The sequence below is a fragment of the Streptomyces sp. SP18BB07 genome, from assembly GCF_036322545.1.
Lineage (GTDB): Bacteria > Actinomycetota > Actinomycetes > Streptomycetales > Streptomycetaceae > Streptomyces > Streptomyces deccanensis.
Window position 1 is genome coordinate 188,756 of the sequence record NZ_JAQYWT010000280.1, and the last position, 20,761, is coordinate 209,516.

General features: G+C 69.0%; 16 protein-coding genes and 4 pseudogenes. 6 read left to right on the forward strand and 14 right to left on the reverse strand.

The features are described from left to right. Positions 1 to 104 precede the first annotated feature (104 nt). The 3 genes and pseudogenes from PUR53_RS14985 to PUR53_RS14995 form a co-directional block, all read right to left on the reverse strand. Complete coding sequence (locus PUR53_RS14985) at positions 105 to 2,162, reverse strand: alpha-L-fucosidase (RefSeq protein ID WP_329908545.1); 2,058 nt, start codon at positions 2,160 to 2,162, stop codon at positions 105 to 107. A 1,230-nt stretch (positions 2,163 to 3,392) separates the two neighbouring features. Continuing rightward, positions 3,393 to 4,374 (reverse strand): annotated as a pseudogene (locus PUR53_RS14990) (alpha/beta fold hydrolase). Positions 4,375 to 5,015: 641 nt separating this feature from the next. Continuing rightward, entirely contained in the window at positions 5,016 to 6,050 is a 1,035-nt protein-coding gene (locus tag PUR53_RS14995; RefSeq protein ID WP_329900979.1) for a LacI family DNA-binding transcriptional regulator, read from the reverse strand. A 181-nt stretch (positions 6,051 to 6,231) separates the two neighbouring features. On the opposite strand from PUR53_RS14995, the gene PUR53_RS15000 reads away from it, so the two are divergent. From PUR53_RS15000 to PUR53_RS15015, 4 genes are all read left to right on the forward strand, one after another. After that, complete coding sequence (locus PUR53_RS15000) at positions 6,232 to 7,014, forward strand: TIM barrel protein (RefSeq protein WP_329908546.1); 783 nt, start codon at positions 6,232 to 6,234, stop codon at positions 7,012 to 7,014. A gap of 134 nt (positions 7,015 to 7,148) precedes the next feature. After that, a complete protein-coding gene (locus PUR53_RS15005) occupies positions 7,149 to 8,168 on the forward strand; it encodes a sugar ABC transporter substrate-binding protein (RefSeq protein ID WP_329908547.1) in 1,020 nt (339 codons plus the stop codon). Between the two features lie 94 nt (positions 8,169 to 8,262). Then, positions 8,263 to 9,282 (forward strand): Gfo/Idh/MocA family protein, encoded by a 1,020-nt coding sequence (locus PUR53_RS15010; RefSeq protein ID WP_329908548.1) that lies wholly within the window; start codon positions 8,263 to 8,265, stop codon positions 9,280 to 9,282. A gap of 74 nt (positions 9,283 to 9,356) precedes the next feature. After that, positions 9,357 to 10,319: a sugar phosphate isomerase/epimerase family protein gene (locus tag PUR53_RS15015; protein ID WP_329900983.1), complete on the forward strand. Its 963-nt coding sequence runs from the start codon at positions 9,357 to 9,359 to the stop codon at positions 10,317 to 10,319. A 540-nt stretch (positions 10,320 to 10,859) separates the two neighbouring features. Here PUR53_RS15015 and PUR53_RS15020 read toward each other — a convergent pair. Both PUR53_RS15020 and PUR53_RS48170 read right to left on the reverse strand, forming a co-directional pair. Next, positions 10,860 to 11,078 (reverse strand): CocE/NonD family hydrolase, encoded by a 219-nt coding sequence (locus PUR53_RS15020; RefSeq protein WP_329908549.1) that lies wholly within the window; start codon positions 11,076 to 11,078, stop codon positions 10,860 to 10,862. A 145-nt stretch (positions 11,079 to 11,223) separates the two neighbouring features. Further along, positions 11,224 to 11,580: pseudogene (locus tag PUR53_RS48170) on the reverse strand (hypothetical protein); the annotation flags it as partial. A 3-nt stretch (positions 11,581 to 11,583) separates the two neighbouring features. Here PUR53_RS48170 and PUR53_RS15030 point away from each other — a divergent pair. Continuing rightward, positions 11,584 to 11,715 (forward strand): annotated as a pseudogene (locus tag PUR53_RS15030) (IS5/IS1182 family transposase); the annotation flags it as partial. A 399-nt stretch (positions 11,716 to 12,114) separates the two neighbouring features. Here the strand turns inward: PUR53_RS15030 and PUR53_RS15035 are convergent. The 4 genes from PUR53_RS15035 to PUR53_RS15050 form a co-directional block, all read right to left on the reverse strand. After that, positions 12,115 to 13,158 (reverse strand): zinc-dependent alcohol dehydrogenase, encoded by a 1,044-nt coding sequence (locus PUR53_RS15035; RefSeq protein WP_329908550.1) that lies wholly within the window; start codon positions 13,156 to 13,158, stop codon positions 12,115 to 12,117. A gap of 74 nt (positions 13,159 to 13,232) precedes the next feature. Beyond that, a complete protein-coding gene (locus tag PUR53_RS15040) occupies positions 13,233 to 14,537 on the reverse strand; it encodes a four-carbon acid sugar kinase family protein (protein WP_329908551.1) in 1,305 nt (434 codons plus the stop codon). A 1-nt stretch (position 14,538) separates the two neighbouring features. Then, positions 14,539 to 15,804: a RuBisCO large subunit C-terminal-like domain-containing protein gene (locus tag PUR53_RS15045; RefSeq protein ID WP_329908552.1), complete on the reverse strand. Its 1,266-nt coding sequence runs from the start codon at positions 15,802 to 15,804 to the stop codon at positions 14,539 to 14,541. 44 nt (positions 15,805 to 15,848) lie between these two features. Next, entirely contained in the window at positions 15,849 to 16,916 is a 1,068-nt protein-coding gene (locus PUR53_RS15050) for a 2-keto-3-deoxygluconate permease (RefSeq protein ID WP_329900988.1), read from the reverse strand. A gap of 247 nt (positions 16,917 to 17,163) precedes the next feature. Here PUR53_RS15050 and PUR53_RS15055 point away from each other — a divergent pair, with 247 nt between their 5' ends. After that, positions 17,164 to 17,919: a DeoR/GlpR family DNA-binding transcription regulator gene (locus tag PUR53_RS15055; RefSeq protein ID WP_329908553.1), complete on the forward strand. Its 756-nt coding sequence runs from the start codon at positions 17,164 to 17,166 to the stop codon at positions 17,917 to 17,919. 185 nt (positions 17,920 to 18,104) lie between these two features. Here the strand turns inward: PUR53_RS15055 and PUR53_RS15060 are convergent, their stop codons facing one another. The 5 genes and pseudogenes from PUR53_RS15060 to PUR53_RS48175 form a co-directional block, all read right to left on the reverse strand. Continuing rightward, entirely contained in the window at positions 18,105 to 18,710 is a 606-nt protein-coding gene (locus PUR53_RS15060) for a response regulator transcription factor (protein ID WP_329900990.1), read from the reverse strand. Continuing rightward, complete coding sequence (locus tag PUR53_RS15065) at positions 18,704 to 19,105, reverse strand: sensor histidine kinase (RefSeq protein WP_329900991.1); 402 nt, start codon at positions 19,103 to 19,105, stop codon at positions 18,704 to 18,706. Before PUR53_RS15065 ends, PUR53_RS15060 begins: the two co-directional genes overlap by 7 nt. 142 nt (positions 19,106 to 19,247) lie before the next feature. Continuing rightward, positions 19,248 to 19,760 (reverse strand): GAF domain-containing protein, encoded by a 513-nt coding sequence (locus tag PUR53_RS15070; protein ID WP_329908554.1) that lies wholly within the window; start codon positions 19,758 to 19,760, stop codon positions 19,248 to 19,250. Between the two features lie 37 nt (positions 19,761 to 19,797). Beyond that, positions 19,798 to 20,232, reverse strand: a complete 435-nt coding sequence (locus PUR53_RS15075) for an AMP-binding enzyme (RefSeq protein WP_443080306.1) — start codon at positions 20,230 to 20,232, stop codon at positions 19,798 to 19,800. A gap of 24 nt (positions 20,233 to 20,256) precedes the next feature. Next, positions 20,257 to 20,555, reverse strand: a pseudogene (locus PUR53_RS48175) (AMP-binding protein); the annotation flags it as partial. Positions 20,556 to 20,761 lie beyond the last annotated feature (206 nt).

Here is a 20,761-nt window from a genome sequence, read left to right on the forward strand (position 1 = left end):
CACCCCCCAGCCCCGGACCGTCCCGTACGGATCCCCGCTGGGCGCGGGGATCCGGCAGGCTCACGACCGTGCCCGGTCCGCGAGCCTCCGTGGGGTGGCTTCGGTCAGCCGACCGGCTTGATCGTCCACAGCAGGTTGTTGTTCTGCTGCCAGGTCCACTGCTTGGTCACGGACCCCGAGGCGACCTTTCCGCCACTGTCGAGAACGAGTCCCGTGCTGCGGTTGGCGATCGAGTACTGACCTTGGCCGCGGTGGGTGATCTGCCACTGTTGGGTCTGGCTGCCGTCCCAGGCCTTCTGCCGTGCGGGGTCGCCGTTGTTGGTGGAGCCCCAGCCGTCGGCGACCATGCCGTTGGTGCGGTTGACGAGCCGGTAGTAGCCGTTGCCGAGTTCGATCGCCTGCCACTGGAGATTGGCGTGGTCGATCACCTGGTACTGCTTGAGGTTCGAGCCGCTGGCGACGTTGCCGCCGCTGTCCAGCGCCAGGTTGCTCGTGACGTTGACCAGGCGGAGGTACGTGGCAGGGTTGAACGTCACCTTCAGTGAGGCGATGGCGTCGTTGTTGCCGGTCACCCGGAGGTCGGGGGTGTCCGAGGTGAACGTCCAGGCGGTGCCGGTGAAGTTGTTGCCTGAGTAGCCCGTCACCTGGTAGCCGGCGGCCACTCGGATGGAGGAGACCATGGCCGGTCCCAGGCCGGCGGCGGTCAGCTGGGCGGAGGTGTAGGAGCCCAGCGGCAGCTCGGCGCGGGTGCCCTGGTAGTTGACGTTCTGGAACACCGTCGCCGTGGAACCCCGCACGGGCATGCCCTGGACCTCGACGCACACCACGGAGTCCCTGGCGTCCGGCGCGGTAGTGGGCACGGTGACGTTGATCTGGTCGGTGACGGTGTACGAGAGCGAGACCGAGGGGTTGTTCATCAGGTAGACGCGGCTGATCATGTTGTCGATCGCCGGGATCTGGAGCTGGCCATTCGTGGGCCAGGTGAACACATGGGCGTAGAGCTTGCCGTTCTTCTTGGTGACCTTCCCCCATGAGGGTTCGGTGGTGTACGGGCTGCCGCTGGTGCCGTGGATGCTGTCGCTGTACGTCGACATCCATGAGGCGAGGCCGTTCAGGATGGTCTGGCTTCCCGCGCTGACCGAACCGTCGCCCTTGGGGCCGATGTTGAGCAATTGGTTGCCGTCCCGGGACACCACCGTCACGAGCTCCCGGACGATGTCCGTGACCGACCTGTACGAGTTCTCTCTCGCTCCGTCGTAACCCCAGGCGCCGTTCATCGTGGCGCACCGCTCCCACGGCCGGTCCATCGGTCCGCTGGGTATCTCGAACTCCGCGACCGCGTAGTCACCGAGACCGTGGTCCCGCTTGACCCGTTCGTTGACGATGAGGTCGGGCTTGCGGGCGATCAGCCAGTCGTAGAGGTCTTCACCGTCCGATGTCAGCCACCAGTCCTCCAGAGTGGGGCTGGAGGGCTCCGCGAACCAGTCGCCGTCGAACCACAACAGTGCCGGGTCGTAGCGGTCCAGCAGCTCCTGCAGCTGTGCCTTCATGTCGGCGATGTAGGCGGTGCGGGCCCCCTGCGAGGACATCGTGGTGAGACCACCCTCGTGGCGGTCGGTCTGGGACGGGTGGTTCCAGTCCAGGATCGAGTAGTAGAGGCAGAACTTGATGCCACGGCTCTCGCACGCCGCCTTGAGGTCCATGAGCAGGTCGGTCTGGATGCCGTTGAAGTCGTGCAGGTTGTACTTCTTGGTGCCGGTGGTGTCGGTGAAGCCCGCCACGTCGGAGTTCCACATCGCGTAGCCCTCGTGGTGCTTGGCGGTGATCACGATGTACTTCATGCCGGCGTTCTTGGCGAGTTCGGCGATGGTGGCGGCGTTGAACGCTGTCGGGTTGAAGGGCTCGGTGACCTCGTTCTGGTAGTCCGCCTTGCTCCAGTTCTGACTGTCGAACGCCCATTCACCCTGGCCGAGGTGCGAGTAGGACCCGAAGTGGATGAACATCCCGAACCTGGCCTGGTACCACCAGTCCATCTTCGAGGGGACGGTGTACGCCTCGGCGGTGGAGGCCCACAGGGCCTGCGGCAGCCCGAAGGCCACCACTCCTCCGGCGAGGGCGGCGGCCTTCATCAGTGAGCGTCTGCTGAGGGAGGCAGAGGACATGGTGCGGCTCCATCCGTCAGGGCACATGAGACATCGGATGGATTTATAGGAGCCCCGAGGTGGCCGCGTCTATACCTGAGACGAGATTCATCCAAACCAAGCCCATCCAACAGGAGGTTCATGAAGGCCGGGCCTAGCCAGTGGGGTCGCCCGTCAACTTCGAGAGCTCGCCATACATCGGACCTATAGAGGTCGGCTCTTCGCGATCAGAGCCCTGCACGCGTCGCCGCCTGCGCGCCGCCGCCGGTTGTGACGGGTCAGTACTCGACAGCCCGAGTGCGGATGGCCGTTTCGGCCGAGCGGGATCGCAAACGGCTGTGTGCGGGCGGACAACCCGTGCGCAACTCATGCCACCGATGTGTCATGTCCCCGGTCGTCTGTCCACGCCGCCAAGCATGGGAGCGACCTCGACCCCCGGCTCCCGGTAGTTCTACGGGGTCAGTACCTGAATCACGGTCGCTCCGGCGCAGGCGGGAACTACCTCCGCATCCCACTCGTAACACGCTCTTCGACACGGAGAGCTCCGCGACCGCTGCCGAGGAGATGACGGGATCGTCAGTGGCGGTGGTCTGGACGGCATTGTCGGTGAGCGTCGGGATGACATGGAGCGCGGCCTCGCCGCGGCTGAGCATCCGGAGAGGGGACGACAGCCTGCTTTCCCCATTTCCGCAGCCCGGGCCGTGGCATCGGAGCGGCGTGGGTGGCATGCGCTGTCGCTCTCAGCGGCCTACTGGCCTTGGTGGCATTCCACCAGGCGGCTCCAGATCGAGGCATCGGCGGTCGCGAGCCCCTACGCGACGCTTGTGGCCACGGACAGCGACATGAACCTCGGGGTGCCGTATCCGCGGGACCGATCGAACGCCGCTCGAGCCGAGTGCATTGAAATGAACAAGGCAGCCACATCGCCGTGTTCCTGCGGGGCGAGAAACTGTGCTGGACGGCGGCAAGGCGTACCGCTCCGCCAGGACGCGCCGGTCAGTCCGTGGCGGAGGGAACAACACATTCCGTTCCCACTTGAGCAACCCGCCGAGAGATGTCGGGGTCGTTGCCGAACTCCGCGCGGCCGGCGATGCGGGCGACGGGTTCGCCGTCGAGCACACCCTCGCGTGGGACGAGCACGGGGAGATCACGGTGGGCTGTGTGGTGACCATGGCACCAGCGTGCGGCGGCGGGCGCCCGCGCGTACGCGGTTCGTGGTCGGGAGTCGCGCGCTCGTCATGCGCGCGTGCGTCAGGCGGGCAAGGAGGCAAGCCAGTCGGTCAGGAACCGGTTGATCTCCTCGGGGCGTTCCTGCTGAATCCAGTGACCGCAGCCATCAAGAATATGCGAAGAGACCAGGCCGGGCAGAGTAGTGGGGTACGCCTTGATGGCGTCGGCCATCCAGGCAGTCGAGGCATCCAGGGCTCCGCCCACGAACAGCGACGGCTGGGTGATGGGGGCGCCGTGGTAATCGACCAGATCCTCCCAGTCCCGGTCCATGTTCCGATAGCGAGCCAGTGCCCCTGTCATACCGGTCCGTTCGAACTCCGCGGCGTAGACATCAAGGTCGTGCTCGCCGAGCCAGGACGGCAGCCGACCGGCCGGGAACCGCACGTAGCCTGCCGCCGGGGCTGACGAAATGGGGATCCGGCGCGCCCGGTACGGGCATGGTGTCGGCAGACAGGGCGGCGTAAAAGCCCGCGAGCCAGCCGCGCACATCGGGCTCGATCTCCGCCTCGGCGCGGCCCGGATGCTGAAAGTAGGAGACATAGAACTCCTCCGCCGCCCCGCCCATCTGCGCGAAAGCCTCACTGGGCCTCGGTCCGCCGGGCGGAGCGTAGGGCACGCTGAGCAGCCCGACCGCGCGGAAGACATCGGGCCGAATCAGCGCGGAGTTCGCGGCTATGGTCGCTCCCCAGTCGTGCCCGACGATCACCGCGGCCTGCTCCCCGAGAGCGTGCACCACCGCAACGCCGTCCTCCACCAGGTTGAGCATCCGGTACGCGTCCACCACCCCAGGCCTGGAGGAGCGACCATAACCGCGGACGTCCACGGCCACCGCGCGATAGCCCGCCGCGGCCAGTGCCGACAGCTGATGGCGCCATGAGTACCAGGACTCCGGGAAGCCGTGCACAAGGAGAACCAGCGGCCCGCTGCCCTGCTCCACCAGGTGGATTCGGCCGGCAGGTGAGGGCACCAGACGGTGGGTGAGGCCGGCGGCGGTCTGTGGCATGGATCCTCCTGGGCACATTACGGATGGCCGGTGCCGGCGACCGGACCACACCAGTGCTGCCAGGCTCCGGGCAAGGGCACGTGCAATGATCATTCAGCGGGAAGCACACCAAGCGCGACTCCCGTTGCCGGTTCAGCAAAAGCCGACCGCCCTCGACAGACGATCTTCTCCACAGGCTGCCGCCTTCCGCCGCGTAAGCACCCCGAGAATCCGTCACACCATCCCTCTGACCTGCGTCTTCACATTCGGCGGGGACTCACTGGATGGAGAACATCGTGCGCTCCACTCGGTGGAAGATGCTCGGCATCGTCAACACAGCCAGGTGGTGGAGTGCCGCCCCCGTGGCAGGGCGCGAGCGTCGCGGCGGGCGGCGGCGTTGCCGATCCGGCCCTGCCTCGCGCGGGGCCGTCGGGATTCCGGCCTCCGCGTCATCGCCCCGCGCTTGGCGCCGACACGTCGTGGCACGAGGTTGCCGCCGGGAGCGTCGCCCCGGCGGCGATTCCCGCCTCTCGTCGTGGATCAGACCGCGGCACGCGCGTCCGCCCGGATGGAGGCGGTTTCCTCAACGGACAGCCGCGGGCGGTCCTTTGGGATCGCGGTGGAACATGGACCAGATCGGGCCGGACGTGGAGCGGCGCGGGTCAGGAGCGCCAAGGTGCTTTGGTGGTGCTTCGTATGACGAGGTGTGGTGTGACGACGACTTCTCGTTCGTCGTCCGTCGCCCCACCCTCCAGTCGGGCGACGGCCCGGCTCACGGCCCGGCGCGCCAGCTGGCGGGCTTCTTGCCCGACCGTGGTGAGTTGGACGTGGGCGAGGCGGGCAAGGTGGCTGTCGTCGAAGCCGACGACCGAGATCTCGTCGGGCACAGGGATACGGGCGCGCAGGAAGGTGTCGAGGACGCCGATCGCACAGTGGTCGTTGAAGGCGAGGACAGCGGTGGTGCGGCTGGCCTCGGCGAGGAGCGTCCGCGCGGCTGCGGCGCCGTGGTCCTCGGTCAGCCCGCCCGGCACGAGGCGGATGCGGTCGGTGAGGCCATGGTGCTTCATGGCCGACTTGTAGCCGCGGCGCCGGTCGGCCGCGCCCGGCGCCCTGCCCCCGTCGATGTGGACGATGTCGCGATGGCCGAGTGCCACGAGGTGGTCGACGGCCTGGCGGGCGCCCTCGTCGTCGGCCGCGCGGACGACGTCGACGCCGTCGGCGAGCGGACGCAGCCGGCGGGCCACGGAGACGACGGGCAGCTGCGCCGCGAATTCTGCCAGCCGGGCCGCCGGGGCATGGGGGCTGAGCAGGATCAACGCCTCGCAGCGGTCGGCGAGCAGAGTCTCCACCGCCTCCTGTTCGCTGCGGCTCGCGGCGACGGCGCTGAGCGCGATCTGATAGCCGGCCGCTCCCGCCGCGGCGTAGAGCGCCTCAACCAGGTCGGCGTGGAAGGGCTGTCGCAGGTCGAACTGCACTCCCACCAGGTGCGAGCGGCTGCTGCGCAGAAGGCGGGCCCTGCTGTCCGGCCGGTAGCCGAGCTCCTGCGCGGCCCGCAGTACCCGCTCGCGACTTGCCGCGCTGGGCCCCTTGGCACCGCGCATGACCATGGAGGCAAGCGGCACGGAGACACCTGCCCGCGCCGCGAGGTCGCTGAGCGTCGGCCGCTTTCCGTCCGGGACGGCAGAGCGCGATGGCACTGTCGGCCTTCCTGATCGAGGGTCTTCTGCGAGGTGATCGTAGACCGAGCCAAACAGGGCCCGCACTGGTCGACGTTGTTACAACGTTATAAATCAAATGTCCGCACAAACTCTTGACAGGCTGCCCGGCGCCTGGCGTACTGCTCCTGTTCTCTTAGAACGTTATAAGCCTGGAGCTGCGATGTACACGTTGGCGGTCTGTGCCGAGATGGTCTTCCGGGACCTGCCGATCGAGGAGCGGGCCCGGCGCATCCACAAGGCCGGCTTCCAGGTGGAGATCTGGGACTGGACCCGGCACGACCTGAACGCACTGGCCCAGACCCCCGCCGAGTTCTCCTCGATGACCGGGTACATCCGAGGCACCCTGACCGACCCTGACGGCGCAGCCGAACTCCTGCGCACAGCCGAGAAGTCCATCAAGGCCGCCGAGCATCTCGGCTGCCCCCGGCTCAACCTCCACGGCACCGGCCTGGACGGCGAAGGCCTGCCCGTGGTGCCGGTGACCGGCGAGGCCACCGGCGAAATGTGGATCACCGCCCACCGCACGCTCACCCGCCTGGCCGAAGCGGGCGAAAGCGCGGGCCTCACCTTCACCCTGGAGAACCTCAACACCGCCGTCGATCACCCCGGCGTCCCGTTCGCCACGGCCGCCGACACCTTCTCCCTGGTCGCGGCGGTTGATCGGCCCGGTCTGCAGATGAATCTGGACCTCTACCACGCCCAGATCGGCGAGGGAAACCTCATCGAGCTGATCCGCCGCGCGCACGGCGCAAGCCTGATCGGAGAGATCCAGGTCGCCGACGTGCCCGGCCGCTGCGAACCCGGCACCGGAGAGATCAACTATCCGGCCGTCGCCCGCGCCCTTACCGACCTCGGCTACGACGGCACGGTCGCCCTGGAGGCATGGCCCTCCGGCGACAGTCACACCGCCATGGAGCGGTTCCGCGCCGCGTTCACCGTCTGATCCCCATCCGGAGCCGCAGAGCCGTACGGCGTGCGCGTGCCACCCAACAGCTCCCCGCCCGACCCGCAACGGGATGCGTCGCGTCCCGCCGCTGGATCACCCCTTCCCGCAAGTCAGCACAGTGAGGTGCCGAAATGAACCGCTCGCTCTCCTCCCGCTCCCGCAGATTCACCGTCCTGGTGGCCGTGACCGCCTGTACAGTCCTGGCACTCGCCGGCTGCTCCAGCAGCTCGGGCGGCAAGAAGTCGGAGGAGAGCGCGGCCGGTGACTCCGCCGGCAAGGCCACCACGCCCCGCATGACCATCGCGATGATCACCCACGCCGTCCCCGGCGACACGTTCTGGGACACCATCCGCAAGGGTGCCCAGGCCGCGGCTGCGAAGGACAACATCAAGCTGGTCTACTCGTCCGACCCGAACGGGGGCAACCAGGCCAACCTGGTGCAGAACGCGATCGACCAGAAGGTCGACGGCATCGCCGTCACCCTCGCCAAGCCCGACGCCATGAAGGACACCGTGGCCAAGGCGGTGCAGGCCGGTATACCCGTGGTCGGTTTCAACTCCGGTGTGGACGACTGGAGCAAGCAGGGCTTGATCGAGTACTTCGGCCAGGACGAGACCGTCGCGGGCGAGGCCGTCGGGAAGAAGCTGAGTTCCCTCGGTGCCAAGAAGATCGCCTGTGTCATTCAGGAACAGGGCCAGGTCGCCCTCGAGGCACGCTGTGCGGGCGTCAAGAAGGGCTTCTCGGGCACGACGGAAAACCTGTTCGTCAACGGCGCCGACATGCCGTCCGTGAAGTCGACCATCACCGCCAAGCTCAAGCAGGACCCCTCCATCGACTACGTCGTCACTCTCGCCGCCCCGGTCGCGCTCACCGCCACACAGGCGGTGTCCGACGGCGGCGGCAAGGCCAAGGTCGCCACCTTCGACCTCAACAAGGAGCTCGTGAAGGCGATCCAGGACGGCAGCATCCAGTTCGCCGTCGACCAGCAGCCCTACCTGCAGGGCTACCTGGCCGTCGACTCCCTCTGGCTCTACAAGAACAACGGCAACTACAGCGGCGGCGGCGTCGCGCCCGTGCTGACCGGCCCGGCCTTCGTCGACAAGTCCAACGTCGCAACCGTCGCCACGTTCGCCGCCAAGGGAACGCGCTGACGCGTACAGCTCGGGTCACGGCCGGACCCATGCGGGTTCGGCCGGCCCGCTGCTGACCGTCACCGCCGCCCCCCACCCCCAGGCAAGGAACCACATGACCCACCACACTTCCCTCGGAGTCGCCGTGATCGGCGCCGGCCGCATGGGAGCCGACCACGTACGCCGGATCAGCGAGGTGACCAACGGCGCCCATGTGGCCGCCGTCGTCGACGTCGACATCGATCGCGCCAAGACGGTCGCCGCCGACGTCGACGGATGCGCGGCCTACGGCGACGTCGCCGAAGCGATGGCCTCACCCGACGTCGACGCCGTAGTGCTCGCCTCACCGGGCGTCGCCCACGAGGCGGCCTTGCTCACCGCGTTCGACCACGACCTGCCCGTCCTGTGCGAGAAGCCCCTCACCCCCGACGCCGCCTCCGCCCTGCGCGTGCTGGAGGCCGAGCAGCGGCTCGGGCACCGCCGAGTGCAGGTGGGCTTCATGCGCCGTTACGACCACGAGTACATCGAGCTCAAAGCGCTGCTGGACAGCGGGGAACTGGGCCGGCCGCTGATGCTGCACAACCGGCACCGCAACCCGTCCTGCCCGCCGGACTTCACCAGCGCCATGCTCATCAACGACTCCGTCACCCACGAGATGGACATCACCCGCTGGCTGCTCGGCCAGGAGATCACCTCCGTCACCGTCATGCGGCCGCGGCCCTCCGGCAACGCGCCCGAAGGACTGGCCGATCCCCAGTTCGTCGTCTTCGAAACCGACGGCGGCGCCCTCGTCGACGTCGAGATCTACGTCAACGCCCGCTACGGCTACCAGGTCCAGGCCGAGGCGGTGTGCGAGCACGGCACCGCCCGCATCGGCGACCGGCACGACATGCTCGTCACCACCGGCGGACGCTGGGGCGGCACGGTCACCCCCGGCTTCGTGGAGCGGTTCGCGGAGGCGTACGACCGCGAGGTCCAGGCATGGGTCGACGCCACCCGACGCGGCGAGGTCACCGGCCCCAGCGCCTGGGACGGCTACGCCGTGGCCGCGGTCTGCGAGGCGGGCATCCGCGCCCAGACCGAGGGCCGCCGCGTCGAGGTGGAACTGGCCGAGCGCCCAGCCCTCTACGTCTGACCCCTACCGCCGGCACACCGAACCAGCGGGGATCGACCGCTCCCCGCCCGACCACACCGCAGACGGGACGCACCATGAAGATCGGTCTGAACACCGACAGCGTCGGGCAGCTCACGCTCGACGAGACCCTGGACCTGGCCGCCGAACTCGGCCTGGACCACGTGGAGTTCGCCACCGGCGCCTGGTCCACGGCTCCGCACATCGACATCGACCGGCTTCTCGACAGCGACGGCGCGCGCCGCGAACTGCTGGCCAAGGTCGCCGACCGAGGGCTCACGATCAGCGCCCTCACCTGCTCGGGCAACCCCCTGCACCCCGGGCCCAGCGGCCGCGAGCACGACCAGGTCGCGCGCAGGACGATCGCCCTCGCCCCGCTCCTCGGCGTCGACCGCGTGGTGATGATGTCCGGGCTGCCGGGCGGGCCGGGCGACGCCAACCCCAACTGGATCACGGTCTCCTGGCCGCCGGAGACCACACAGATCCTCGACTGGCAGTGGTCCGAAGCCGTACTCCCGTACTGGCGAGACCTCGTCGCCCACTCCCGCGACCGCGGCGTACCCAAGCTCGCTCTGGAGATGCACGCCCACCAGGCGGTCTACAACGTCCCCACCCTCCTGCGCCTGCGCGAGGAGGTAGGGCCCGTGGTCGGGGCCAACTTCGACCCCAGTCACCTGATGTGGATGGGGGCCGACCCGCTGGCCGCCATCGAGACCCTGGGCGAGGCGATCTACCACGTGCACGCCAAGGACACCCGGCTGGAACCCTCCCGTCAGGCGCTGACCAGCAGGCTGGAGACGCTGCCCGTCATGGCCGCCAAGGAACGCTCCTGGAACTACGTCACCCTCGGCTACGGCCACGACGACGCGTTCTGGCGCGCTTTCTGCCTCGCCCTGCGCCGAGCCGGCTACGACGACGTCCTGAGCATCGAGCACGAGGACGTTCTTGTGGCCCCCGTCGAGGGCGTCACCAAAACCGTCGATCTCCTGCGCCGCGTCATCCTGCGCGACCCCAGCTCCTACAAGCCCCAGGAGATCTGAGCCGTCCGAAGCCGCACGCACGGACACGGTTCCGTGCCCTCTGTGACGGCGAGTACTTCCACCAGGCAGTGCCACTGTCCCGCTTTTGTGCCAACTAAAAAGCCTCGTCACATCTCGTGTGACCAGGATCGATAGTTGACACAAGGCAACGTTCGTGACCTGCACTGATGCCAAGTAGCTTCAGCGGCTGCAGGCACGGCATCAGAGAGGTGGTCCAGCAATGGGCCTACTCGCATGCCGACCTCGACGAGCAGCGCAACAAGGAGGACCGCGAATCAGGTTGCCGTTCAGCTCGGATCCGGCCTTTACGCGTAGCTGGAACATGGCCGAGGAAGCCTCGGCCTACGCGGCAGACCTGGCGCACTCGATGGGGCTGGCCTGTTTCGTCGTGCAGCAGAACCGGGTCAGGCCCTGAAAACACAGGGGAGCAGAAGATCAGCAGCCATCGCAGGGAGACGTCGTCGGGGATCTCCGGTATTCCGACGGCGCCAAGCAGGATCGCGTCATGCCGGGAGAGCACGTCCAACGCGTCGACCGCCATCATCCTTCCGTGGCGCCGGTCGTGGTCCGAGCCCCACGGGTACGCCGTCCACCGCACGGTGAAGCCGTACACAGCCGCGACGGCGTCCACCGCGGCGACGGCCGCGGACTGCGCCAGGGCCATCTGCTTCCGTACGGCAGCCCGCTCAGCAGGACCGGCCACGGCCCGCTGCCGCCGGGCCGGTAGACATCCGCGCGCAGCACCGTGCCGTCACGCATCTCCGCCGGGACATCGAACTCGATCTAAATCTCCGTCATGTGCTGCTCCTTTGCCTGCCGCGACGCTTTCTCGAGAACACGGTTGATCGGGTCTCCTCCGACGCGACACACCCGATCGGAGGTGACCACAGCGGTCTCGGGTCGTTTACGCCACCGCGTTCAGCAGGTCTCCCAGCACGTGGGGCCGTTCCACGGCGATGAAATGGCCGACCTTCTGCCCCTGCGTGACGTCGGCGGCCAGCAACAGTCGCTTGTTGGCTTCCCGGTCCGAGGGCCGGGACCAGTCCTTCTCGCCGTGGACAAGGTGGACCGGCGCCTTGACCTCGCCGTAGCGGGACCGGGCCGCGATGAGATGCGAGCTCGCTGTCGTCGATGATCTCGTGCCGGCGGTCAGGTGGAGGCGGACGTTGTCCCAGACCAGCACGATCGAGCCCCCAAGCTGGATCCGAGCGCGGACCACCAGGGCGCAGAAGTCCCGCCATCCGAAGCCCTTCGGCTCATCCGCAATCGCGGCCGTCGCAGCCATCGCGGCGGGCTGCCGCCCGGGTTCGACCGGGAGATCCACCGCCGGCACAACGTCATTGAGCGATGCTTCAACCGGCTCAAGGGCTTCCGTGGCATCGCCACCAGATACGACTGTGAGGATGACGGTGCCGTCCCGGCGGAGTGAGCCCGGTGGAAGCGTCCTCGGGCACGACACAGCGCAAAGGGCTCAACGGCGGCGGTGGCGGCCAGGCCCACGCGGCTCTCTGCACCATCGTCCTTGCCCGACTCCGCGCCCGAGAGCTCTGCACGATCGTCATCCGAACCCATGCCCAGCGTCAAAGCCAGGCTCTGGCCGCTTGGCCTCCGTAGGGCATCAAGATCGCCACCTCCTACGAGGCAGCCGTCAGTGGCGCGTCCCTTCTGCTCTGGGCAAGATCCGTCTAAAGACGGACCCTGGCGCCCCTACGACCGCGTGTGCTGCGGCATGCCGTCCACGCTGTGGGCTCGTCGTGTTCGGACGGGCTCGCGGACGGCGGCCGGTATCGGAGCGTCAGCCCAGCCGTGGTACCAACAGCACCTTGCAGGCGTCCCCGGTGAGCAGATCCATCGCCTCGTCGACCTGGCTGAGTTGCAGTCGGTGAGTGACCAGCCAGTCCAGGTCCAGGCGCCCGGAGTTCAGCAGGAGCAGCGTCTGCTCCCAGGTTTCCCACAGGCGGCGGCCGAAGATTCCGCGCAGTGTGATGCCTCGCTTGTTGATCTGGGCAGCGATGTCGATGGGCACCGGCCGGCCCGGGTGTCCCACGGTCACGACCGTTCCCTCTCGGCGCACGGCGTCGAACAGGGACGGGAGTGCGGAGGCCGCTCCCGAGCATTCGAAGGCGACGTCGGCCCCGCCGCGGTGGCCACTCAGTTCGCGGCTGCGCTCGGTGACGCCGTCTCCGGGCTCCATCGTGATCACTCCGAGCTGTTCGGCTTCGGCGCGACGGAACGGATTCGGCTCGATCACGATCACGTAGGCGGCGCCCATGAGCGATGCCAGTCGCGCGACGACCATGCCTACCGGCCCGGCGCCGCTGACCAGAACGCCGCGGCCTGCTACCGAGTATCCGGCTCGCTGAATGGCGTGTACCGCGACACCGGCCGACTCCAGCAGTGCGCCGGTCTCCAAGGGCACGCCGTCGGGAAGGGGGACGCAGATGCGGTGGGGCACAGCGACGCGTTCGGCGAAGACCCCGTCGAAGTGCATGCCGAGGATCTGCGTGCGCTCGCAGGTGTGGGCGTCCCCGGTCCGGCATGCGAAGCACTGACCGCACGCCAGATGGCTTTCCAGAGCGACGCGGTCACCCACGCGCAGGTTCTCCACGCCGGTGCCCACCTCGACGACGGTGCCCGCCGCTTCGTGACCGAGTACGACGGGCAGTCGCAGGTTGAACGCCTGGGCCGCCGGCGACCACTCGTGGCATTCGCGGTCGGTGCCGCACAACGAGGCTGCCGCGATCTCCACGACGACCGCGCCGTCGCCGGCCTTCGGCTCGGGCGCGTCGGCGACGTACTCGACTCCCCTGTCCGCGACTGCTTTGACGACTGCCCTCATGAATGCACACTCCTTCGTGTCTTGTACGTGGCGGGTTGACTGGTGGCCCGGACGGACGGTGGTCAGGTCGCGGGTTACGGCTGCGGCTGCGGCTGCGCGAAGCGTTCGAGGACTTCGACCGGACCGACCTGTCCGCCCTTGAGCAGCAGCCGGCAGCCGGCCACGGCCGCTTCGCTGTCGGTGCGGCAGACGGGGGCGGCTGTGACGAACTGGGTGGCGACGCGCAGCTCGCTCACCCCCATGGCCAGCAGGGCGTGGCTGGAGGTGTCGCCGCCGAACACGGCGATGTCCCGGGTGAGGCCCTTGACGGCCATGTTTCCGGCCAGGGTGCCCAGGAGTCCGCCCACATGGGTGGCGTCGAGGGGACCGGCCGCGGCGTAGCGAGGGTCCTGGGTACCGCGCGTGGTGTGCACGATGACGTTTCGTCCGGCCGTGAGCAAGGCGGCCGAGCGCTTCTCCAGATCGTCCAGCAAGGACGGATCCTGTCCGTTGAGCAACTGCGTGGGCACGGCCAGCTCGGTCCAGCCGTGCGTGACGGCGTCGGCGATCTGCGCGTCCGTCGTGCTGGAGGCCGACGCGCTGACGACCAGCACCGGCCCGGAGGCGGGCTGGGCGCTGTCGGCCACGTCGGACCGCCCGGTAGCGGTGCGGGCGAGGGCGGCCATGACACCGCCGGAGCCGACCACGATCGACGGGCCCTGCCGGGTGTCGTCCTCTCGCAGTGACAGCGCGAGGGTGTCGAGGTGGCCGTCCTCGACGGCGTCCACGACGAAGGCGGCCCGGCTGGAGTGGCGGAGTGTCGCCCACTGCTCGCCGAAGGAACCATCGGCGTGGGCAGGGAGGTGGATGGCTGCGGGGACCTCGCCGGTACGGAGCTGCTCGGCGATCACCTGCCGCAGGTCGGCCTCGTGCATCGGAGTCGACGGATGCTGCGCCATGACGGGATGCCGGTCGAGGCGGTAGGCGTCGCCGGAATAGCCGGCGAAGTGGTTGCTGAAGGCGGTGTACCGGCCGAAGCCCGGCTGTGCCGGTGCGACCGCGACCGGGCCGTGGTGGGGGAAGCGCTCGTGCAGCAGCTCGATGCCTCTGCCGATGCTGCCGCGTGCGGGGGCACTGTCGAAGGTCGAGCAGACCTTGTAGATCAGCACTTCGGCATCGACGGTGGCGATGCGTTCCAGCTGTGCGCGCACCAGCTCGTCGAAGGCTGCCCCGCCGAGCGAACGAGACGGTCCGGCGATCCCTACGACATCGCAGTCAGCAGGCAGCGGTCGGCCGCTGTCCCCGATGACGAGCACGGCGTCGAGACCGTGCCAGTGGGCCTGTGCGAGGACATCGCTGGCACCGGTCAGGTCGTCGGCCACGAAACTGACGTACGTCATGTCAGGCCACACCCCCGAACGTGCGCCCGGCGTGCAGCAGCGCCGGGTCGCCTGCCTCGGCCGCCGTGTGTGCCGCCACCTCCAGGGGAACACCGTCGACGGCGGCCGCCCAGGCGGCCCGGAGGCTGCGCACGCCGGCCGCCGGTCCGTCGGGGTGCGCGGCCACGCCGCCGCCCGCGAGCATCAGAAGGTCGGTCGAGCCGACCGCGGTGAAGGTCGGTGCCGGGGTGGTGACGTTCTGGCCGGACGACAGGGTCGGTACCGGACTCAGCGTCTTGCCCAGGGGCTCGAGCAGGCTGCGTACGTGGGCCGCGACCTCCTCGTCCCTCTCGTAGAACTTGCTGCCGAGACCGCTGACATGCAGATGGTCGGCTCCCGCCAGGCGGGCCAGCCGCTGCCACACCCGGTACGACACCCCCAGCGCCGGTGAGCGCATCGACGCGGCCAGACCGGCGCGATGTCCGTGCACGGGGACTTCGGAGAACTCCCGCAACCAGGCCAGCGCGGGCAGTCCCATGACGGGGACGTTGAGCATCACGCACCGGCCGCCCGCCTCGACCACCAGGTCGTGGCGCCGGCGGAGCCCGGCGAGGTCCCCCGTGATGTTGAAGGCATACATGACCGGGTGGCCGGTGATCTGCTCGGCCTCCCGGATCTCTTCGGTGGCCACGGCGACCCGGCGCTCCAGCGGGAGGTACGCCGGATCGGTCATCAGCTCGTCGTCCTTGATCAGATCGACCGACGCCCTGGCCAACTCCCTTACGGCCAGGCGGAACTCGTCCTCGGCCAGACCGACGTTGGGCTTGATGATGGTGCCGATCATGACGCCCTCGGCACCCCCCATCAGCCTGCGGGTGCCCGGGATGCCGAACGCGGGGCCCGGGTGAGCGGCAACGAACTCGTCCGGCAGTTCGATGTCCTCCAGGCGGCAGGCGAACAGCTCACCCAGCTCGAAGAGGTTGCCCGCGATCGTGGTCTGCAGGGTCGCCAGGTCGGTCCCGATGTTCTCCATCGGGAACTCGACCGCCACAAGAGCGGCCCGCACCGCCTCGGGGCGGGACCGCGACGGCAGCGACGGGCTGCGCGCGCCCAGGTCCCGCACGCTGACGATCTGCGCGGCATGCCGCTCGCGAATACGGGGGGACTCGCCCGGCACAGCGACGAAGGTGCCACTGGACTGCTCCCCGGCCATGGCCGCGGCGGCCTGTTCCGGATCGGTCTCCGATTCCAGGTAGTAGGTGCAGCGCACGACCCGCTGGTCACGCATGTGCTCTCCGTTTCTCGACGACTGTGGTGTGAGGGGCGTTCGTCTCAGGTGCCGTCGTGCTGTGCGGCAGCTTCCCTGTTCGCGCCGACCACGTGCGGGGCGGCGGGGGACGGCCCGTCGCCGTCCGCTGTCGCATCGCCGACCCCGTCGGCGGCCCAGGGCTGCTTCAGGATCCGGCGTGCCCAGAAGACGGTGATCAGCGGACACAGGATCGACGTCACCACCACCGACGAGGCCACGAGCACGGTCGCGTACTCGGCGGCCGGCGCGTAGACGGGATTGGCGGCCGCCACGATCGAGGGGACTACAGCCGCGTTGCCGGCGGTGGTCGCCGCTGCCAGGCCCGCGATGCCGTCGCCACCGCTCGCCTTGTCGGCTAGCAACAGCACCGCCCCGCCGACCAGCACCACGAACAGCCCCAGCCCGGCCCCCAGCAGGCCGGCCTCCCAGACGGCCGTCAGGTTGAGCGTGAGTCCCAGTGACAGTCCGAGGAACGGCACGAGGGCGGGCACGGCGGGGGCCAGGAAGCGACGCATCTGGGGATCGAGGTTGCCCAGGAGCATCCCGAGCACCAGGGGCAGAATCGCTCCCACCAGGGTCTGCCAGGGGAAGGCGGACAGACCGGCGACGCCGAGCGTGACCATGGTGAGGAAGGGGCCGGACTCCAGGCTCATGACGCTGTAGGCGCCGACGTCGCGCTTGCGTCCGAACTGGGCCATCAGTGACATGTAGAGGCCGCCGTTGGTGTCGTTCAGCGCCGCCACGACCGCCAGCGTCGACAACCCCGCGAAGACTCCACCACTGACCGGCGATTCGCCGAGGAACCTCCCCAGGACGACACCGACGACCAACGCGAACAGGACCTTGGTCCCCAGCAGCACACCGCCCTTCTTGGCGATGTAGGGCGTCGCCTTCACGTCCAGGGTCGCGCCCAGACACACGTAGAAGACGGCCAGGATCGCGGGCAGTCCCGTGTACAGGGCTCCGGTGAAGGAGCCGAAGAACTCTCCGGAGCCCGGCGCCGCCGTGTGCACCACGGCTCCGACGAGCATCGGGACGAGCATCAGCCCGCCGGGCACTTTCTCTATGCCGGCTTTGATGGCGACAGCCATGGGGACCTCCGAACGACGATGTTCGAATGAACATTGGGTGCTCGGAACGTAGCCGCAGGGAGCGGGCAGGTCAATGGGTTCTCGCCACGGCATCGTCTGTATCGAGCCGAAGCCGCCCGCGTGAGCAGGTATCGCGACAGGCCGAACGAGTCGCCGTAATGTTCACATGAACACCGCTGGACGGGGTGGCAGCAGTGGGTCACCCCTGGTTGAACCCCAGGGCCGGAGGCCGGATAGCGTGATGAGCGTGGCTCAAGACGAGATGGAACCCGTGCGCAACTCCCGACAGCGAGCCATCCTCAGTGCCTTGCAGGAATCCCGGCAGGTCGACGTCAACACACTCGCGGAGCGCTTCGGGGTGTCCGGCATGACGATCCGCCGCGACCTGGCCGAGCTCGATCAGGCAGGGCTGTTGGACCGGGTCCATGGCGGCGCCGTGCCACGCCGGGCACCCGCCTACGGGTCCCGGTCCTCGACGATGACGTCCGAGAAGTCGAGAATCGCGCGGGCCGTGGCAGACCTGGTCAGGCCAGGTGCCTCGGTGGGTATCGACACCGGCACCACCTGTACCGCCGTAGCCGCCGAACTCGCCGCCCGGGACGATCTGACCGTGATCACCAACTCGCTCCACGCGGCGTTCGAACTGCGCGACACGAGGAGCCGGGTCCTCGTCCTGGGCGGACTCATGACACCCGAACTGAGCCTGGTCGCCTCCACAGCCGCGCAGGAAAGGCCGCAGATCCATCTGGACCTGATGATCCTCGGCTGCGGCGGACTGTCCGTCGACCGCGGTATCACCTACTTCGACCCCGCCGAGGTCGAAGTACGCCGCACACTTCTCGATCTCGCGGACCGGGTCGTTGTCGCTGCCGACCACACGAAGTTCGACCGCAAGAAGGCGATGGCCCTCGGCGACCTGTCGGTCATCGATGTCCTCATCACCGACCAGACGCCTCCCCCTGAGCTGCGCTCCGCATTTGCCGAGGTCGTTGTCGCTCCGTAGTGCCCAAACCGAGGGCGGACTCATAAGAGGTGGGGCCTCCCCCAAGCTTGGCGCGCACGTCGGCTTCGCCGATGCCCCGCTGGAGCTCTTTCTCCTCCAGCGGGGCATCGGCGCTTGGCAGCAGGAGCTGACTGGCCTGGCTCCGGGTGCGGGCGTGAGCTCGGTGGCGATCACGCCGGCTTCGCTCAGAGCAGTCCGCGAGTGCGGGCGTAGGAGATGAGCTGGGCCCGGTTGCGGGCGGCGAGCTTGTGCATCATTTCCCGTAGGTACGTCTTCACCGTGTTGACCGAGAGGTTCAGCTCGTCGCCGATCGCGGGGTTGGTGTACCCGGCCGCGACAAGGCGGAGCACGTCGTACTCGCGGGCGGTGACCGGAGCCGCGGAGGGGGCGGACCGCCCGGCGCGGAAGGTGCCGGTGCGGGCGACGCTGCGGATCGCGTCGCGTACCGCCGTGCCGCTGGCGTCCTTGACCAGCAGTCCACAGGCTCCTGCGGCCAACGCCGGTGCGACGGCGGCGTGTTCGGGGAAGACGGTGAAAAGCAGCACACGGCTGCCGGGGCTGACCCGGTGTACCTCGGCGACGACATCGGCCGCGGGGCAGTCGGGGAGCCGCAGGTCGAGCAGGACAATGTCGGGCTGTTCCCCCGCACACAACTGGACGGCGTCGGCGCCGGTCTCGGCGTGACCGACCACGCGCAGGTCAGGGTAGCCGTTCAGCTGCGCCGCGACGCCGTAGCGGACGACCGGGTGATCGTCCACGACAACGATCTGCGTGGGGCGGGTCGTCAGCATGGCAATCGCGCCCGCCAGATCGTGCCGCCGTCGGGGTCGGAGACGAGGCGGACGGCGCCGCCCAGCCGACCGAGAGCCTCGGCGCTCTTGGTGAGGCCGAGACCCGGCACGTGGTCGGGGCCCAGTCCTACGCCGTCGTCGTGCACAACGGTCAGCAGCGGGCCGCTGCGGCCGACCGACACGGTCACGGCACTCGCGCGAGCGTGCTTCTCGACGTTCAGCAGGGCCTCCCTCACCGCTGCCAGCAGCACCTCCGACCGGGACGCGGGCAACTCAGCGGGATCCTCATCCAGGACGACCAGTTCGGCCGGGACGCCGGCCCGATCGGAGAAGGCCTCGCAGTCAGCCCGCAGGGCGACACCGAGGGCCAGCGCCGCGGGGGAGGAATGCAGCATGCGCAGGGACTCCCGCAGTGCGCTGGTGGCGTCCGCAGCCTGGCCCTGCAGACGGTCTAGCCGGCGAACAGCAACGCGCCCACGCTGTCATGGAGTTCCGCCGCGAGTCGCCGCCGCTCCTCGTGGACGGCGATCTCGCGGGTCAGCCGGGCGCGCTCGGCGATCGACAGGGCGAGGGCGGCCTGCGTGGCCAGCTGCGAGGCGCGTTCGACTCGCGGTCGCCGAAGGCCCCGTCGCGGCGAGGCCCGACTGCCAGCACACCCAGCGACTCGCCGTCCCGGACCAGGGGCACCGCCAGGAGCCTGCGCACACCCTCGGTGGCCATGTGCCGGTCGAAGGTGTGCGTGATCCTGACGCTTGCGAAGTAGTCGTCGACCCACTCCGCCCGCCCCGACCGGTGCACCTTGCCGGTCAGCCCCGTGCCAGGGGGCACCCGCAGCGCCCGAAGGATTCCCGTCCGCTGGCCGACGACCTGCTCGATGCTCAGCCCCTCTCCCGCACCTGGTCGAGCCGCCCACGCCACCTCCGCGTCGCCTGCGAGGAGCGTGAAGGCCCGGCGCAGAGCCTCCCCGCGATCCAGCGCCACAAGGAGTTCCGCGTACTGCTCACTGAGCTGGAGCAGGGGGTGATGGTCCGGCATCTCGTCATCAAACATCGCGCCTGCCGTCCCTGTCACCGCTCATACTGTTTGATCAGCTCACGTCGCATGATCTTGCCGGTGGACGTCTTGGGCAGGTCGTCGACGAAGCGGACCGTGCGCGGAGCCGCTTGTACGCGGCCAGCGACTGCCCGGCGAAGGCGAGGAGCTCCTCCTCGGTGGCGTGTGCTCCGGGGGCAAGGACCACGTACGCGCAGGCCAGCTCGCCCTTGAGCGGGTCCGGCACCGGACCCGCAGCGACCATGGCGCCGGCGGGGTGTGCGGCGAGGACGCGCTCGATCTCGGCCGGGTAGACGTTGTAACCCCCGGTGATGATCATGTCCTTGCGGCGGTCGACGACGAAGACGTGCCCGGTCTCGGTCATGGAGGCGATGTCACCGGTGTGCAGCCAGCCTTCCGGCTCGATGGTCTCGGCGGTGGCCTGCGGGTTGCCGTGATAGCCGAGCATGACGATCGGGCCGCGCACCATCAGTTCTCCGGGGTCGCCGCGCGGAGCGTCGCGCGTGACGTCGTGGAGGTCCGCGACGCGCACCTCCACACCAGGCAGGGACACCCCGATCGAGCCGGGGACGGGCGGGGAGTGGAGGGCATGGGTGGTGCCCAGCCCCGCGATCTCCGTCATCCCCACAGCTCGATCAGCGGGGCCCCGGAGCGGGACTGCCACCGCTCGATCGTCGACAGCGGGATGGTCTGGCCGCCGACGGTGCACCGGGTCAGTGAGGACAGGTCGGCCGTCGCCAGCGCCGGGTCGGCGAGCATCATCGCGTACATCGCCGGCACGCCCTCGAACATCGTCGCGGAGTGCTCACCTCCAGCCGGTCAGGCACACCCGAACGGGTGGGACCGGCCCCGCGACGCTCCTTTGCCGGATGGGTACATGCAGTGCCTCCTGGCCTCGACGGAGCCCTTGCCTTTCGTCAGGCTGGGGACTCCTGGGGGCGAGACCGTGGCCGAACGCGTCACGGGCATCCTGCGCTCAGTCATAACGGATGCAGTAC